13 protein-coding genes are annotated in these 16,975 nt (G+C 45.3%); 4 read left to right on the top strand and 9 right to left on the bottom strand.

Features of this window, described 5'->3' with window-relative positions; translation table 11 throughout:
• Nucleotides 1-38 precede the first annotated feature (38 nt).
• Both BCV39_RS14405 and BCV39_RS14400 read right to left on the bottom strand, forming a co-directional pair.
• The gene (locus tag BCV39_RS14405; RefSeq protein WP_102431205.1) at nt 39-1,097 is read right to left on the bottom strand and encodes a hypothetical protein; all 1,059 of its coding nucleotides are present in this window, start codon (nt 1,095-1,097) and stop codon (nt 39-41) included.
• Nucleotides 1,098-1,190: 93 nt separating this feature from the next.
• Nucleotides 1,191-2,522, bottom strand: coding sequence for an anaerobic sulfatase maturase (locus tag BCV39_RS14400; protein WP_102431206.1), 1,332 nt, complete (start codon nt 2,520-2,522; stop codon nt 1,191-1,193).
• A 137-nt stretch (nt 2,523-2,659) separates the two neighbouring features.
• Between BCV39_RS14400 and BCV39_RS14395 the strand changes: the two genes are divergently transcribed.
• A complete protein-coding gene (locus BCV39_RS14395) occupies nt 2,660-3,448 on the top strand; it encodes an SUMF1/EgtB/PvdO family nonheme iron enzyme (protein WP_102431207.1) in 789 nt (262 codons plus the stop codon).
• 80 nt (nt 3,449-3,528) lie between these two features.
• Nucleotides 3,529-5,211, top strand: a complete 1,683-nt coding sequence (locus tag BCV39_RS14390) for an alkaline phosphatase family protein (protein WP_102431208.1) — start codon at nt 3,529-3,531, stop codon at nt 5,209-5,211.
• A 123-nt stretch (nt 5,212-5,334) separates the two neighbouring features.
• Here BCV39_RS14390 and BCV39_RS14385 read toward each other — a convergent pair whose 3' ends face one another.
• A complete protein-coding gene (locus tag BCV39_RS14385) occupies nt 5,335-6,429 on the bottom strand; it encodes a substrate-binding domain-containing protein (RefSeq protein ID WP_102431209.1) in 1,095 nt (364 codons plus the stop codon).
• 81 nt (nt 6,430-6,510) lie between these two features.
• Between BCV39_RS14385 and BCV39_RS14380 the strand changes: the two genes are divergently transcribed.
• Nucleotides 6,511-7,629: a substrate-binding domain-containing protein gene (locus BCV39_RS14380; protein WP_102431210.1), complete on the top strand. Its 1,119-nt coding sequence runs from the start codon at nt 6,511-6,513 to the stop codon at nt 7,627-7,629.
• A complete protein-coding gene (locus tag BCV39_RS14375; RefSeq protein WP_102431211.1) occupies nt 7,626-10,100 on the top strand; it encodes an EAL domain-containing protein in 2,475 nt (824 codons plus the stop codon). Before BCV39_RS14380 ends, BCV39_RS14375 begins: the two co-directional genes overlap by 4 nt.
• Nucleotides 10,101-10,331: 231 nt before the next feature.
• Here the strand turns inward: BCV39_RS14375 and BCV39_RS14370 are convergent, their stop codons facing one another.
• From BCV39_RS14370 to BCV39_RS14345, 6 genes are all read right to left on the bottom strand, one after another.
• Nucleotides 10,332-11,237: a LysR family transcriptional regulator gene (locus tag BCV39_RS14370; protein ID WP_102431212.1), complete on the bottom strand. Its 906-nt coding sequence runs from the start codon at nt 11,235-11,237 to the stop codon at nt 10,332-10,334.
• A gap of 78 nt (nt 11,238-11,315) precedes the next feature.
• Nucleotides 11,316-12,695 (bottom strand): BatD family protein, encoded by a 1,380-nt coding sequence (locus BCV39_RS14365; protein ID WP_102431213.1) that lies wholly within the window; start codon nt 12,693-12,695, stop codon nt 11,316-11,318.
• A complete protein-coding gene (locus BCV39_RS14360) occupies nt 12,692-14,398 on the bottom strand; it encodes a VWA domain-containing protein (RefSeq protein WP_102431214.1) in 1,707 nt (568 codons plus the stop codon). Before BCV39_RS14360 ends, BCV39_RS14365 begins: the two co-directional genes overlap by 4 nt.
• The gene (locus BCV39_RS14355) at nt 14,391-15,470 is read right to left on the bottom strand and encodes a VWA domain-containing protein (protein ID WP_102431215.1); all 1,080 of its coding nucleotides are present in this window, start codon (nt 15,468-15,470) and stop codon (nt 14,391-14,393) included. The genes BCV39_RS14360 and BCV39_RS14355 overlap by 8 nt, the downstream gene beginning before the upstream one ends.
• On the bottom strand, nt 15,463-16,005 hold the full coding sequence (locus tag BCV39_RS14350; protein WP_102431216.1) for a DUF4381 domain-containing protein: 543 nt from the start codon (nt 16,003-16,005) through the stop codon (nt 15,463-15,465). The genes BCV39_RS14355 and BCV39_RS14350 overlap by 8 nt, the downstream gene beginning before the upstream one ends.
• A complete protein-coding gene (locus BCV39_RS14345) occupies nt 16,005-16,967 on the bottom strand; it encodes a DUF58 domain-containing protein (protein WP_102431217.1) in 963 nt (320 codons plus the stop codon). Before BCV39_RS14345 ends, BCV39_RS14350 begins: the two co-directional genes overlap by 1 nt.
• Nucleotides 16,968-16,975: the final 8 nt, after the last annotated feature.

Raw genomic sequence — 16,975 nt, 5'->3', positions numbered from 1 at the left:
TTCAATAACTCACTTTAGTTTATCGATTAACGCAATTACTACGAACTTGGCGCTACTCGCTTCTCTTTCAACTGTTCAATCACATAGTCAGGTGCGACTTTACTAAGCTCAGTCAAACATTCATCCGTTTTTTCATCGCCGTAACGAACGTAAATATCACACACAGCGTAGAGTTGCTCTGGAGCGCCAGAAATCAAATACGCCTTTTCAAATGACTTTGTCGACTTGTCGATATCGAGATCTTCTTGCAATACACCATTGAGGTACCAGTAATAGCTGTTGTCTTTCGCTAACTCAGCAGCAACTTCAATCTCTTTTGCTGCGGCGCCCTTCTCTTCTAATCGAACCAAAGTTAATGATTTAGAGTAATGTAGAGCTGCGTAGTCGGGTACATGTTGCAAGCCGCGATCCAATACATCGACCGCTTGTTGGTCTTTTTTCTGCGCTCGGAAATTATCAGCGTAACTTAACCAAACTTGTGGCTCTTTTTGATGCGTTTTGATGAGTTCTAGATAAACCGTTTCTGCCTTATCCCACTCGTTGTGCCAGCGAAGTACATCAGCAAACAATAATTGGTACTTTTCTGATTCTTGCGTCTCTAGGAAACTGATAAGCTCTTTTACTGGTGGCTCGATTTGTCCTTTTTGTTGTTCATCTAAGGTATTAAAGTCACGAATCAGATTTGACGTTGCCGTGTGACGAACCATGGTATCGGTGTCTTTTAACAGTGGTGAAACCAATGCCCACCGATGCTCAAGTTGGTAAGGTTCAGAACCGATCACTGCCGCTTCACGAACTTCAGGGTTTTGATCTTTTATGCCTCTAGCAACAGCCACCAGCGCGTTTTGGCTTGGGTAAGCTGCCAATTCTTGCAGCGCACCAGTACGGTTTTCGATAGACTGGTTTTGATCTTGTGCCATGTAAGACAACTGTTGAATACGGGTTTGAGTGTCCGTCATTTCAAGCACTTGATTGATATTTTGTGCTGGTGCATCAACGATTTGTTGAACGCCATTGGCTGCGATTGCTGACGTTGATAACAATGCGGACGTTGAAACCAATAAAGCAACCGCTGTCGCTAAACTCTTCTTGATCATAGTATTACCTTAAGTTGGAGAACTTAGCCCGTCCCTAGACTCATATCTGATTAAATTTCGTTAGGATCGATAACTCTAAACCTAGAACTTGACTTAAAACTTTGTCTCAAACGTCGTTTGTTTTGCCAGTTCTGCTCGACGCGCCATCATCACAGAATCACTGTACTTACCATGAGCAACGGGGTGTCTCATCGCACGCGCGATATACGCCATCGATTTATCAACATGAGAAAAGAACTTGTGCCAGCCCGCGCATAAATAGTTCAATCCCGGCTCACCCGCACGAGTTTTGATAAAGCGGTTTTTAGGGCATTCACCATGACAAGCAAACTTGTAGTCACATTGCTGACACTGACTGGTCAGTGTGCGTGATTTAGCGAAACCAAATTTTTGTTGTGGTGCGCTGTATGCTAGGTCATCAAGCTTCTCGTGATGGATGTTGCCAATTTTATATTCAGGGTAAACATAGTGGTCACAAGAGAACACATCGCCGTTTGGCTCCATCGCTAAGCCTTTACCGCAAATCTCATTCAGGGTACAAAGCGGGTTCGGGCGACCAATCCACGTTTCTAAGCTCGCTTCAAGATACTGAACAAACACTTTACCGATGTCTTGCTTCGCCCACTCATCAAACACCGCAATCAAGAAGTTGCCCCACGCTAAGTCCGATACACACCATGATTCCATGATCGAATCTTTATGACCCGGGATAAGACGCTTGTCACCTTGCTTGAGTTGCTCACTGACTTGAGAGGTTTGCGGCGCAACGGTTCTAAAGGTTTTCTGTTCTACGATAGGAATAAACTGCATTTGTGGAGACTTCACCACGTCACGTAAGAAGCGATACACTTCTAATGCGTTTTGACTGGTCAGGTTATTCACACAGGTAAGCGTGGCGAATTTAACTTGGTGTTTGTGCAACAGCTCGACAGCAGCCATCACTTGTTTGAATGTGCCACGACCCGCGCGGTTGGTACGGTAAGCGTTGTGCAGCATTTCAGGGCCATCAATACTTAAACCGATCAGGAAGTTGTTCTTTGCTAAGAATCGACCCCAATCGTCATTCAATAATGTGCCATTAGTTTGTAGGTCATTTGAAATTAACACACCTTCAGGCTGATACTTTTTCTGTAGCTCAACCACACGCTCAAAATAAGCCAAACCTAACATAGTCGGTTCGCCGCCCTGCCATGAGAAGATAATTTCAGGCGTATTTTGACCTTCGATGTATTGTCGGATGTAAGTCTCTAGCGTCTCATCATCCATTCTTGGAGAACTGCCTTTCTTGTACTCCAACAAATCTTGCTTACTTAGGTAATAACAATATTTACAGTCAATGTTGCACGCTGCGCCAATCGGCTTAGCCATAACATGCAGGCGCTTAGACGCTTTACCGTTATATTGTGGACCTTGAGTAATGTGCATGATTTACCTACCTATCTTAGTGTCTTGTTCCCATCATAATTCCGAATTAAGTCAGTGGCATGTTATACCCTTTATAACCAATAGGAATGACCAAAAACGTTAGAATCACACCCTATTTCGAACATTTGAGGCACGTGATGAAATTTATCAATTACAAACATTTAGCAGCAGTTAGCGGCGTCACCATGACTATTTTCCTAAGCGGCTGTGCAAGCGTGCCTACACACCCTATCGCTCAAAAAATTGACCAAGAGATGGTGTTGGTTGAAGGCGGAACATTCACCATGGGTTCAAACAACCCGGAAGCGACCAAAGCAGAACGACCAGCCCGTGAAGTAACTGTAGATAGTTTCTACATTGCGAAGTTTGAGGTGACTCAAGAATTGTTTGAATCGGTGATGGGTTCATCTCTCAGTTATTTCCAAAACCCACAAGTTCCGGTCAATAACCTTAGCTGGCAACAAGCGAACTATTTCGTTGAGCAGTTGAATGAATTAACGGGTGAAGAATACCGCCTACCGACTGAAGCGGAATGGGAATTTGCAGCGAAGGGTGGCAACAAAAGCAAAGGCTATACTTACAGTGGTTCCAACAACTTAGATGATGTTGCGTGGTACTCAGCAAATTCGAAAAATAGCGCGCATCCTGTAGGGTTAAAAAAGCCAAATGAACTAGGCTTATATGACATGACAGGAAACGTTGGTGAATTTGTCATTGATGCTTTCGATGACACCTTCTACAGATTCGGGCCAACAGACAATCCAAATAACGCTAAACACAGCGACGTAGGCTTATCGCACAAGTCTGTTCGCGGTGGCAGTTTTGCTTATGACGAAAATGAATCGGAAAGTTACCGTCGTGATTTCGCAAGCCAATCCATCACCATGTCGGACATGGGACTGCGGTTGGTTAAAGATACGAACTAGATACGTGAATAACCCTATCTCAACGTTAAAAATCTGACCACACGTTAGAACGCTACGGCAACAGTGAATAAGGAAACCCTATGCAATACACCAAGCTTTCAGGACTTACACTCGCGTTACTCTGCGCTCTTCCTGCATCGGCTGCAGAAAAGCCAGACCTTGTCCTTCAAATCACGGTTGATGGTCTACGCGCTGACCTCATTGAACGATACAAGCATAATTTTGGTGAAGGTGGCTTTCGCTACTTAATGGATGACGGTACTTATTACACCAATGCGAACTACCAACACGGCAACACAGAAACCATTGTTGGCCATGTGTCGCTTGCAACAGGCGCTCCACCTAGCGTACATGGTATGGTAGGTAACGTTTGGTATGACCGTAGCGAAGAACGCTTGGTGTATAACGTAGAAGATGGCAACTACAAAATGCTGACTTCTGGCGCGGGTGTCGACAAAGCCACCGAGATTGACCCAACACAGAAGACAGCGCAAGGTGACGGTCGTTCTCCGGAGCCAATACTCGCCACCACTTTTGGTGACGAGCTGACGATTTCCAATAGTGGCAAATCAAAAGTGTTCGGCGTATCAGTGAAAGACCGCGGTGCTATCTCATTGGCAGGACACAGTGGTAAAGCCTTCTGGTTCTCCAAAGCACAATCTGAATTCGTCACGAGTAACTATTACTACGACGAGTATCCAGACTGGGTATCACGCTGGAACGAGAAAGCGATTGCTGCTCAGTATTCCAAACAAAAGTGGGAGCTCTCATTACCGCGTGATAAATACACGTTGCAAGAAAATGATACCGAACACAAAGTGAAACTCGGTGATTTCCAACGCACCTTCCCTCACCCATACGGCCCGGCAAGCTACAAGTACTACAGCACAACGCTAACCGTGAGCCCTGCTGGTGACGAGATCACGGAAAACTTCGCTAGCACCTTGTTGATGCAAGAGAAGCTTGGTCAAGGTGACGTGACTGATTATCTGTCAGTGAGTTTCTCATCAAACGACTACGTGGTACACCTTTATGGCCCTGAAAGCCTAGAAACAGAAGACAACCTTATCCGACTTGATAAGACTCTCGCTAAGCTTTTCAAAACCGTCGACAACCAAGTTGGGTTAGAGAACACCTTAATCGTCTTGTCTGCCGATCACGGTGTTCCTGAATCTTCACCTGCGGCAAATGCTCTAGGTTTCAGTCAAGCTCAGTACTTCGACAAAGACGCACTACTATCGAGTGGTGTAGAGAAACGATTAAAAGATGATTTTGGCTTAACCAAAGACGCAATTCGTTTGTACGCTCAGCCTTATATCTATCTTAATCACGACTTAATCGCTCAGAAGAAACTGGATCTGGCTAAGGTACAAGAAGCTATTGCTGATGAAATTGCCAAATTGAAAGGCGTTGCGTTTGCGGTATCAAGCAGTGATATTGCAGCAAACCGAGTCCCTGACACTCATGTGATGCAGCTCATCAAAAACAACTACCACCCCGCTCGTTCAGGCGATGTGTATGTGGTATTTGATCCGCGTAGCTACATTAACGATATGGAAGGCCTGCAAATTGCCTCGACTCATGGTTCCCCTTGGAAATACGACACGCACGTGCCAGTGATTTTCGCAGGTTATGATGTGGACGCTAAGAAGGTTTCACGTCCAATCACACCATACGATATTGCACCGACGCTTTCGAACAAACTCGGAATCACTCAACCAAGTGGTTCGATTGGGCAAGTGCTAGAAGAGATTACTGACTAATCACAATTATTAGGTTTGTGAACCAAACATGCTCACAGAGTCTCTAACATAAAAAAGAGCCGCTTATTCTGATTAAACTGAATAAGCGGCTCTTTTTATCATGCAGGATAGATTGAATCGTGCTTAATTCTTTCCTGAGTAACGAAACGCTTCTCTGGTGAGTTGGTTCAACTGGTCGTCATTCATCTTATTGTGCACAACCGTGATACGACCTAAATATACCAGCGGAACTTCAGCTTCTCTCTCTTCTAAATGAAACTTGATCGCTTCAGCAGTCGCTACACCAAGGTCATCACTCATGCGCATTGGTGTTGCATCTAACTCATCAGAGCGAATCTTCTCGATCTCTATCGCTGTGCCGCCCCAACCCGTTACATAGATCTCAGACAACATATCAGCTTGGTTTAACGCATCGACCGCCCCCATGGTCATCGCCGTATTGGCATTATGAACCATGGTCACCTCAGGGAAGTTACCTAGCACTAATCGGATCCCGTCTGCGCCGCCTATTTTTTGATATTGCCCAAAATGCTCATAAACCGTTAACCAGTCACCTTTCTCTTCCACGCAATCAATGAAGCCTTGTGAACGTTGAGTGTCCGTGATTCCCGGGATCCCGCGATTGGCAGAGAACTCGACTTCACTCCCCAACTCTTGCACCACATGGTCACACAGCACTTCCGCGCCCATTGCACTTGAGAAGTCAAACCAACTGTCTGGTTGATGTTTCCATTGTTCATTTGGCGTGTGAAATGCCCAAATAAAGGTTTTGAATTCTGTCGAAGCCGATAGCTTTTGAATGTTCTGAGCTTGTATTCCCAGTTCAGAAGGGCCAAAAATCACGAAGTCATAAGGTGTGTCAGCATTCAACACTTGATCCGTATATTGAGTCTGCAAAGAGTGCTCAATTTGTCTTGAGGTAAACTCGCTGATCTCGAATGGCAACTCTAAAGCGATCAACCTTTCCTTCAATGCAGTGTAATTTCGTCTCCAAAAGTCAGAAATATCTGCACTTGGGTAAATTAGGGCAATTCTGACCGGTTTCTCAACCGACATTGGTGCTAACGAAATCGGCTCGCCACTCACAGTCTCTTGAAATTTTTCGAGTTTCTTTACATCTGAGTCCGACCTTACCCCATCAGCGTATACGTCAAAAGGAAGGATAAAACAAGCTGTCAGTAGGGCTGGTAATACGTTTTTATAAATTTGACCCGGCATAACTGTTACCAAATGTTTGAATGTTTATTAACAATATTATAAATATATAGCGATAATAATTTAAAGCGTTTTATAACCCTTATGAATAAAACAGTGTATTTTGCGAGTTTGTTGCTCGCTACTACTTGCAACTCACCGAGTTTTGCGGGTAATCCTGAGAACAATTTCTTCCATTACGCAGAAGAAAAAGTGATGCGTGCGGTTTCCAACCAACGAACCTGGGATGGTCCAACACAAGGTCCAGCAGTGCGTCATGAAAAGAACGTTATTTTCGTCGCGTCTGATTTACGTAATGGTGGCGTATATGGCGTTGGCAAAGGCATATCTGAAGCCATCTCTAACATCAATTGGCACCTTAGGTTCATTGATGGTTTGGGTTCTGAAGTGCGTCAAGGTGCCGCGATCCGAAAAGCAATCGGTTTTGAACCCGATGCCATTGTTTTAGGTGGCATTGACGCGGTTCGTCACAAAACCATTTTGAAACAAGCAGAAGATCTCGGGATTGTTGTCATCGGATGGCACGCGACGGAGCTTGTTGGCGGAAACCCAGAGATCGGCTTATACACCAACATCACTACTGACCCGCTTGATGTGGCTGAGGTAGCAGCCCTGCTCGCCATCGTCAACTCCAAGGGTCAAGCTAAGACCGTGGTGTTTACCGACCCTAATTATGAAATCGCGATGATCAAAGCCAACGCCATGGTTAACACCATCAAGCGTTGCAGCAATTGTGATGTCCTTGAGCTCAACTACCTGCCTTTAGACAAAATTGCTGAGCAAATGCCCGCGACATTGAAAGACCTTGATAACAAGTACGACGATAAAATCACTCACATATTGGCCATAAACGACTTGTACATCGACTATGCGATACCTTCTTTGGAGTCGAGCCTTGAAGAGTTAAAAATGATCCCGCGGAACATATCTGCAGGTGATGGCAGCAAAGCGGCCTACAAAAGAATCTATAGCGGACAATTCCAACTGGCAACCGTTCCTGAGCCCTTATATTTACAAGGTTGGCAGATTGTTGACGAGCTCAACCGAGCCTTCAATCAAATGCCTCCTAGTGGCTACTCTGCCCCTGTACACCTCGTTACACCGGTTAATGTTGAAGAGCTTATTAGCCAGTCAGACAAAGGCATCTATGACCCTAAAAATGGCTACCGTGAAGCGTATCTGAAAATTTGGAAGCCGCAATGAAACTACCTCAGATCAACATCACCCAAAGGCTCATTATTTCGAATCTGGTTTCGCTTTTGATTGTGAGCCTTGCGGTCATCATGGTGATCCGCTCACTCTATTACGTCGAGTCGACGCTCAAAACGGAAACCTCAACACACGTGTCAGATCTGATTGTTAACTCTGAAATCAGTCGTCGCGTATTTACATTAACCTCTCGTGTGAAGTTACTGGAGCAAACCTTTCTGTTCAGTGAAACCACCTTGTCTGAGGAAGCATTCAACGTTGATTTCCAACTGCAACGCTTGAGAGATTTGTCGACCAACGAAGGTTTCTCGCAAAAGATCGATGCCTTTATCGATAACTTCCATCGTTTCTTAGGCAGTTCGCTAGCACTGAATCGAATCCTCAAGCAAACCAATCAAATCGATGCTGCATTAGCCGAGCAACTTAATCAACTCGAATTTGCGATAGCCGACAGCAAGCTTAGGCACTTAGACCAACCTAATTTCATCCGTTATAACAATGAATTAGATCTCATCAACATGCTACGAGAGTCGTTTCTCACCTCAGGAAAAATGGTCGGTGACATTCACAGCCGCATCACGCCAGAAACGGAGAAAGTACTGCTTATCGAGGTCGAGAAAGAGCTCGATATCTTCTTACTCCACTTAGAAAATGTTGATATAGGAACGGCTGTGGTTATCGCAGAGAAGAAACGAATCCACCGTACCGTGAAGCGATACAACGCCGCGTTAAAACGGATTCGCGCTAATCTGGAACAACGTTGGTTGGTGATGGCTTCGCTATTAGAGGCGCAAGGTGACTTGTTAGAGATGGTAGAAAACACAGAGTCACGCGTACAGAGCCAAGCCTTAGCACTAACCGACCAGCTTGAAAAAGAGATTGGTCTATCAAGACTGAACGCCATTGTTATTAGCTTTTCAGCCGTCGTGTTGTCGATGTTGCTGGTTAACCACGTGGTGAGACATCATATTCGACAACCGCTCAATGCGCTGAGACATGGCTTCGACCGTTTAGAATCCGGTAGCCTCAAGAATCCTATCAATTTGGGCAGAAGTGACGAGTGGTCTCACTTGGAAAAAGCCTATAACGACATGGCTTCAAGGCTGTCTGAGGCCTATCTCGACCTCACTGAAGAGAAGAAGAACTTCGACTTTCTAGCACATCACGATCCGTTGACTAATTTGGCTAATAGATTGTTAGCAACCAAGCAGTTAGATAAAGAAATTAAGATCTCAAGCGAGAACCAAGCGCCCTTTTTATTGTTTTATCTCGATATTGATGAGTTCAAAACGATCAATGATTCGTTAGGTCACGCACCTGGAGACAACTTGCTGGTTAACGTTTCTGACATCCTTAGCAATCTCGTCGGAGATAAGGGGTTTGTGGCTAGAATGGGCGGCGACGAGTTCTTGGTTGTGTATTCGAACGTTGGTTTAGAAGAAGGTGAACCCATCGCTGATCGCCTAAACCAAGCATTAAGAAAGCCTTACTATATTGATGATAACTCTATCTTCGTTTCAGCAAGTATTGGGGTATGTGAGTACCCTACTCACGGCTTAGATCGTGAAACCTTAATTAGAAACGCAGACACCGCTATGTATCACGCAAAACGTAACGGTAGAGATCAATACAGAGTCTATGCTGATGAAATGACCCATGAAGTCAATGACTTAATTGAAACAAACATGGGGCTTCATCAAGCCATTGCAAACGACGAACTGGAAGTCTTCTTCCAACCAAAAGTCGACTTGGATTCTCAAGACATCATCGGAGCCGAGGCTCTCATTCGCTGGCGTCACCCCAAACTTGGATTGCTTCCACCTATCGATTTTCTTGAAGTCGCAGAGAAAAGCGATCTTATTATCGACATCGATAAGTGGGTATTTAAGAAGGTTGCCAACCTGATCACCGAATGGCAACGCTCAGGTATCGACCTACAAGGTGTGATTTTCTCTATCAACTTCTCAGCAAGAATGTTCTATATGACTGACCTCGCAGAGCAGCTACAAGTGATACTGGATGAAACAGATTGCCAGCCACATCAACTGCTTCTTGAAATCACTGAAAGAGACATGATGCGAGATTTCGAAACCTGCTCAAGAACCATAGAGGTACTTCACTCGAAGGGTTATAAGATTGCGATTGATGACTTTGGTACAGGCTATTCATCGCTGTCGGTATTGAAGAATCTATCTGCTGATTGCGTCAAACTCGACCGAAGCTTTATTGAAGACATTAACTCATCCAAGGTCGATTACGAGATCACATGTGCTGTATTAAAGCTTGCACAAATTCTGAATTTCTCGGTGATTGCCGAAGGGCTTGAAACGCAGAACCACGTAAAGACTCTGCGCCAAATAGGTTGTAAATACGCGCAAGGCTATTTCTTTGCAAGGCCGTTGCCGACTGATGATTGGGTGTCTTACTTCTTGCTTAACTCTGAGCAGAGCCAAAAAGAGGCTTAGTGTCTGTTCCTTAAGTTAATTAAGTTTCAGTGAGTTAAGTTCCTTCACAGATTTTTGACTGAATAAGTGTAGCCTTCGGGCTGCCCTACCGGCCAAGCAGCCGTAACAAAAAGCAACTTCAAAGATCGCACCAGTAAAGCAGCTTTTACCTATAGTCAAAGTGCCACTGTGTTGGCTTTCTTTCCATTTAAAATCGCGCGAATGCTTTCAATGGCTATGTCCTTGTATAGGCTAACTTGATAACTCTTTTGCTGCTGCTTTGATCTTAGCTCGTAACCACTTATGGCTTGGTTCATTAGTACGGCTTGGATGCCAAATCATACACATCTCCAGGTCTTCCAACTCGAAGGGTAATGGCAGTGTTTTGACCGCGTACTTTTCAGCAAAACAACGCACCGATGAAATAGGCATTACACCGATGTACTCAGAGCCTTCGATAACAGGAAGCATCTCAACAACACCTGCAGCACGATAGACTATTCTACGTTTCTCTAGATCACTGTAGTGTTCAGAGCTCAATAAGCTTTTGCGCGCATGCCACCTAGAGACCACCACATGTTCGAGTGCTAAGAACTGTTCCATATCGATTGTATCGCCAACAGTAGGGTGATCACTACTACACACCACGACCAGCTCCTCTGTAGAAATCACCTCATGCTTAAGCATGGTTCTTCCTTTTGGCGTCATATCGACAATCACATCGTGTCTTTGGAGCCTTAAATCAGACTCGTAATCTTCCGTAAACAGAGGGTGAACTTCGAGTGCGATACCGGGTGCAACCTGGCTGATTAACTGCATCACTCTTGGCATCATTTCATAGCTAGCCGCCGAGACGCAGGCAATAGAAAACACGCGGCCTGAGGTTTTAGGATCGAAGTCTCTTGATGCGGATAAGGTAGACGTAAAGTTTTTAAGCGCAGCGGCCATTGCAGGGTAGATATCAATAGCGAATGTGGTTGGCTCTACGCCTGATGTGGTGCGGTGAAACAATGGCTCATCATAGATATCTCTCAACCTTGCAAGTGCTTTACTCACTGCTGGTTGGCTTATATCCATGCGATTAGCAGCCCTAGATAAGTTCTGTTCTTCATAGATAGCAACAAATATAGGAATTAGATTTAGTTCGGTACTTTTCATACAGTTCCATATTAAAGAAGCAGGTTCCCCATAGTAGAGAACCTGCCGATTATGTTCGATGCGAATAACTAAAGTTTGCTACTTAGTTCTATCTTTTAAGTCTGGCAAGGCTTTAGGGATTTTCAAGCGGGCGAAAATCGAACGAGAATGCCTTGAGTCTGTTTGAGTACTGGGCAGGCTACGTAACTCTCTCCACAAGCGAGTAAATACGTTTTTATCTTCACGCCCTTGTTGGAGCGCTTCGCTGTCTTCCACCCAACGTTTTTGTCCATTCAATTTACCAAGTTTCACTTTACCCAGTTCTAACTGAGTCGTTTCAGTTCGTAACTCTCGATAGATAAAGGTTCTCAATGCAGACCAATTACCTTGCTTGAGCAAACGACGGAATACCAACCAACTCGGTGTTGGTCGGTTCTTGTAATAGCGCATCAAAGAAACAAATAGCGCAACGCACAACACTAATGCCAAACCTACGCTGATAAAGACCGACATATAAGCCTTGATGAAAGATTGGAGCGTGTGCTTGGCTTCAAACACCTCACCTTTTATGACAACACTTTCAAGACGTTGATTCTTACTGTCCCACCACTGAAATGAGAAATCTGGCAAGGTAAATTCGCCACCTTGTTGAATTACATAAACCGTTTCTTCGATGCGGCTAGAACGGTAATCACCACGCTCTTGTGTATCGTCTAAACGATTAGGCTGTGGGTAAGCTTGATATTGCTGAGTCGCTTCATTGGACAACACATCTGGCAGTAACACAGACAAACTGTCTTTGGCTTTGATCGTCACGGTGCGTGTAACCGCATCGCCAACTTTCAAGTCTTCATTCGAACGCTGCCATTGCTGTTCAACATCCACGTCGGTCGCAGAAAACCAAGGCGATTCATCACTTAACAAACCTGAAGGTAATGAAGCTTCAAACTTAATGGGTTGCGTATAAAGTGTGCCACCAACGTTTGAACCATCAGGCGCTGACACTTGAATTCGAACAGGCACAGTAGGAATGACGAATTCGCCCGAAGTCATCGGATAAAGCGTCACTTCCCAGCGTTGGCGTGACCATGTTGTGCCGCCCACTCGTTCCGTGTAGTTCGTCGCCAGCTGGTTGCGCTGCTTAGCAATAACATTCGGGATTTCGATGCTGCCAATTCGGGTTCCCCCAGTTAGCCAACGCGGTGTCGCCACCTCAATGTTCAGAATCACTTGTTCATTAACGCTAACTTTCGTAGGCGTAATCTTGTCGCCAGACTTCGGTTTTTCTCCGACCCAAGCGATCAATTCGACATCGCCAGTCCTCTGCAGGTCATAAATATCAGCCGCAGAAGCAAGTGTAGAAAAAGCAGTGCTAAACAGTAGAACTAGCGACACAAACAAGGCCTTCGTTAGTCTAAAAGACTCCGAGCGCCCTGCTTTTTCTAGAAGCACTGCAAGAGTTAAATCAACTCGACTCATTGTGTTTGCTCCTGTTTTGAAGACTGTTCGATGGAAGGTGCAGGATCTCTTAACTGAATTTGGAACTTGGACTTCAAGAAGAACTTAGGATCCGCTTCAACGCGTTTTAACCACTTGTCGGCAAGCTCTTGGCTGCCTAAGATTTCATTGGCATTAAGCGTTTCCTTAAGCATCAATTCCGCTACCGTTTCTTCTTCAGCTCCATCTCCCGTTCGAGGCTGATCGTCTTCGAGTTCTAAAGACTCCTCAGGGCCATCTGTGGTTCCAGACTGGCTTTCACTGGTTCGGTTTACCTCTTCGACAATTCCACTAAGCACAGCAAGGTTGTTCTCCACATCCGTTCTTAGTTCTGGTGACAGATCCTCTTTCTCGCTTAATGATTTCAAAAGGTCTCGTGCCGCAAGGTATTCACGCTGTCTGGCTAACGCACTGGCTGCATTGTATAAGCCAAGGTCAGTTTTGGTTTGCAAAAATGCACTGTGAGCTAACTTAAAATCACGAGCATAGTAATAAGCCGCGCCCTTTCTCATTGGATCCTTAAAATGCTTGGCCGCTTCAAGATATTCCTTCTGATTCAATAAACGTTGCCCTTGTTGATCAGGCGTTAGCCATAAGTCCCACCACCATTGAGCTGTTTTATCCCAAGCTGTAAGCGGCTCCACCACGACTGGTTTCTCAGCAGTTAAATTGACTGTTTTCGCCAAAGTGCTTGGTGAATAGATGCTACCTGAAATCACTAGACCAACGACACACCACTGTACCAACCACCCTTTTCTGAACCACAACAACATGATGATTGCCATTGGAATAAGCAGGCCATATCCCATGTCTTTCCAAGGCATTGAAGACTCACCATTCAGTTGCATGTTTCTTTCAACCGCTTGATTGAGTTGTTGGATATCGGAGTTATCAACGGTCACCTCGATCACTCGACCACCTGTCTTATTCGCTAAGTTACGCAGTGAATCTAGGTCGACAGGGTTATCGCTCACCACATTACGGTTTCCTGCGGCTAGAATGAGCAACTGATACGGATTGTCATTAAAGAAACTCTCGTACGCCCTAATGGTGCTTGGATTTACACCATCTGATACCAACAGTACAGAAGAGCCTAACTCACCAGACAGTTGCTGATTAATCAGTGGCAGTGCTTCTTCTGCTGACTTACCTGATACCGGCATGATATCGGGTGTGATAGCCGCCAGAAACGGTTCGAATACCTTGCTGTCTTGCGTGACGGGCATCGCGACGTGTGCGCTGCCTGCGTAAACCACTAAGCCAGTATTACCGCCTTTGCGCGCGGCCAATAAGTCTCTAATTTTCTGCTTAGATCGCTCCAAGCGACTTGGAGGCAAATCTTTAGCTAGCATAGATTCACTATTATCGAGCACAACCAACATCGACGCTTTGTCTTCACCAAAAGGCGAAGCCTCACGCTGCCATGTTGGGCCAGAACAGATAATGATGGCGATAGTTACAATCACCACCAATAGCTTCAATGGTAACTGCTTACGCCAGCCTGTTTCGCCAATGGTCAATGCATCACGTAGGTGTGCAGGTAGAATGTCTTTCCACGTTGGTTTGGTCTCTTCTCTCCAACGAACCCATAACAAGAAGAACATCGGAATAAATGCCAACAACCACAAAGGTCGGATAAAATGAAACTGAGTAAAGAACTGTTGTATCGTGAGAGAATCAGGCATCACTCTCTCCTTTCAAATTCTTAGCCGAAGAAGCGAGCAGCGATCTTCGGCGTATCGTCGCTAAGCTAAACGCAGTCAGATACATCACTACGACAATGGCCATCAAATAATGATGTAATCCCTGTTTAGGACGATAAGTCGTACTCTCGTACAGCTGAGGCTCTAGTTCACCGATTTGAGCGTAGGCTTTAGTCAGTTCATCGCGGTTAAGCGCTTCAAAGGCTTCACCACCGGATTCTTGCGCCACACGTTTGATGGTTTCCATATCCAATGCCACTTCTCCCACGGTTTGGGGATCACCCATGGCGATAACGTGAATACGAACGCCTTTAGCCTTTGCAACTTTTGCGGCATCGATAGGCTCGACAAAGCTTCCTGTGTCATTGCCATCAGTTAGTACAATCACAACTTTCTCTTTCACGTTCGCATCAATACTTGAATCTTGAACCGCAGCACTCTGCTTTTCGCTTTGTTCAAACACCTTAATCGCCAAGCCAATTGCATCACCTAAGTGCGTGCTTTGCCCTGCCATCGCGACATCGGTTTGATTAAGCAGTTCAAGCCAGACATCTTGGTCAGCTGTAAACGGTGTTTGTACAAACGCTGCATCACCAAAAAGAATCAAACCGAGTCGATCCCCTTTTCGTGTAGTCGCAAAATCAGCCAGCACTTCTTTGGTCGCGTCCAAACGAGATATTTTATCGCCCCGCTTAGAGGTAAAGTCTTGTTCTGCCATTGAGCCAGATAAATCGACCACTACCATCACGTCACGACCTAATTGTTCGCGAACTTGCGGCTCACCAAGAATGGTTGGTTTAGCGAGCGCGCACACCACTAATACCCAAGTAATAATGAGCGTGGTTCGTTGCCACCAGCTTGGTGTTAGCTGGCTTGCCCCTTCTGACGGCGCTTCCCCAATAGCTTCAACCAATTCTCGAAAAAATGGCACCTTAATCGCCATTTGCTTAGTTCGATAAGCTGGTACGGCAAAGTAGACCAACAACGGCAGAGGTAACGCGATAAACCACAATGGGTGCGCAAATTCGAAGCTTGCAGATAAAGCATCAAACATTATCTTGCCCCTCAAACGTTACTTGTACATCCGGTTTATGAAGCTTTAGCCACATCATCGCTGTTTGAATCACCTCTAAACGCTGTTCAAAGCTCAAACGCACCTTAGGGTCGATTAAACTCTGCATCCATAGTCCCGAAACTTCATCGGCAAAGAAAGCATTGCTATTTTTACTCTCGTTAACGTCAACAGGCAGATAAGCGTTCAAACGGTTCACATATGCTTGGCCAAACAGCTTTGCATTGCTGCTGTCTAGGTAACGAAGCACCACTTTCAGTACCTTGAAGGTTCGTTCGGTAGAGTTCTTGTCTCTTGCATCCAATATCATGAGCTCTTTAAGTGCTTCTTTACGATAACGATTATTCCACCATCTCTGCGCCAAACGATAAGCCAGACAGATAGCGACCAATAACAGAATAACGCCGAGGATCTTCCAACCAATGGTTTGCGGCATCCAGCTCACGCTCTCGGGAATGGCGACATCATATAGGTCGCGAAGGATGTAAGTACTTGGAGGCGTATGTTCAACAGTCATTAGCGCCCTCCCACCAGCTTTTGCAGCTGTGATATGTGATTGCCTGACGTGTCTAGTTCGATATAAGGAAGGTTTTTCATCGCCATCAATTTAGCAAGCGATTGTTTTTGGAGTTCCGCTTTTTGGGAAAGGCTTTCACTTGCGAGGTTAACCTTAGATTGGCTATCTAAATTGAGCTGAAAACGACCATCCCCCACCACCCAGTTCGCGCTAGCAAGATCATGAGGCAGTGATTGTTCTAAGGGATCGGTGACCATAATAGCTAAGATATCGTTGTGTTGTTGCAGTTGCTTAAGGCGATCAAGGTGTTGTTCTTGGCAATCTCGCCAATCACTAATAAAGATTAAGGTCGACTGTTTTAATCTCATTCGTTTGATCAGTTCAATCCATTGACTGAACCCGACACACTCGCTGTCACTCACACTCACGGCTAAACTTTGATTCGCTTTAGTAAGGTGTTTAAGTTGAGCGAGCAAATCAGACTGTGAGCGCTGTGCTTTGGTATGAAAGAGCTTTTGGTGCGAGGCTAAAACGAAACCAACACGGTCACCATCTTTAAGCACTCGCCACCCACACAGTGCCGCCACTTCGGCGGCTACAACGGATTTCATGGTGTTTTGAGAAGCAAAAAACATCGAACTGCGCTGATCGACACAGATCATCACATTACGGTCTTTCTCTTCGGTATAGCTACGAACATGCGGCTTACCCGTTCGCATCGTAACTTTCCAATCGAGATTACGGATATCATCACCCAATTGGTAATGACGTAATTCTTCGAAGTTCAAACCACGACCACGGAACAAAGAGTTATGTCTGCCCGAAAGTACGCTGCCCGCTTTTAAATGAGGTAACAGTGAAAATGACTCAGCTTGAGCCTGAATTCGCACTAACCTTGAATAGTCACAGTACAGTCGAGGATCAAGGCCTTGCGGTTTAGGAGCTTGTGTTGGCTTCGCCATGACGCCCC

This window comes from Vibrio sp. 10N.286.55.E10, from assembly GCF_002872555.1.
GTDB lineage: Bacteria > Pseudomonadota > Gammaproteobacteria > Enterobacterales > Vibrionaceae > Vibrio > Vibrio crassostreae.
Note: the sequence above shows the minus strand (reverse complement) of the source record. Positions and strands in the feature narration are given on the sequence as shown.

Bases quoted from the DNA above. Each gene is read 5' to 3' on its own strand.
- BCV39_RS14350 (WP_102431216.1), bottom strand. From the start codon at position 16,005: ATGACTGTTGAACATACGCCTCCAAGTACTTACATCCTTCGCGACCTA.
- BCV39_RS14380 (WP_102431210.1), top strand. From the start codon at position 6,511: ATGAATAAAACAGTGTATTTTGCGAGTTTGTTGCTCGCTACTACTTGC.
- BCV39_RS14345 (WP_102431217.1), bottom strand. From the start codon at position 16,967: ATGGCGAAGCCAACACAAGCTCCTAAACCGCAAGGCCTTGATCCTCGA.
- BCV39_RS14385 (WP_102431209.1), bottom strand. From the start codon at position 6,429: ATGCCGGGTCAAATTTATAAAAACGTATTACCAGCCCTACTGACAGCT.
- BCV39_RS14370 (WP_102431212.1), bottom strand. From the start codon at position 11,237: ATGAAAAGTACCGAACTAAATCTAATTCCTATATTTGTTGCTATCTAT.
- BCV39_RS14360 (WP_102431214.1), bottom strand. From the start codon at position 14,398: ATGCCTGATTCTCTCACGATACAACAGTTCTTTACTCAGTTTCATTTT.
- BCV39_RS14390 (WP_102431208.1), top strand. From the start codon at position 3,529: ATGCAATACACCAAGCTTTCAGGACTTACACTCGCGTTACTCTGCGCT.
- BCV39_RS14375 (WP_102431211.1), top strand. From the start codon at position 7,626: ATGAAACTACCTCAGATCAACATCACCCAAAGGCTCATTATTTCGAAT.
- BCV39_RS14395 (WP_102431207.1), top strand. From the start codon at position 2,660: ATGAAATTTATCAATTACAAACATTTAGCAGCAGTTAGCGGCGTCACC.
- BCV39_RS14355 (WP_102431215.1), bottom strand. From the start codon at position 15,470: ATGTTTGATGCTTTATCTGCAAGCTTCGAATTTGCGCACCCATTGTGG.
- BCV39_RS14400 (WP_102431206.1), bottom strand. From the start codon at position 2,522: ATGCACATTACTCAAGGTCCACAATATAACGGTAAAGCGTCTAAGCGC.
- BCV39_RS14405 (WP_102431205.1), bottom strand. From the start codon at position 1,097: ATGATCAAGAAGAGTTTAGCGACAGCGGTTGCTTTATTGGTTTCAACG.
- BCV39_RS14365 (WP_102431213.1), bottom strand. From the start codon at position 12,695: ATGAGTCGAGTTGATTTAACTCTTGCAGTGCTTCTAGAAAAAGCAGGG.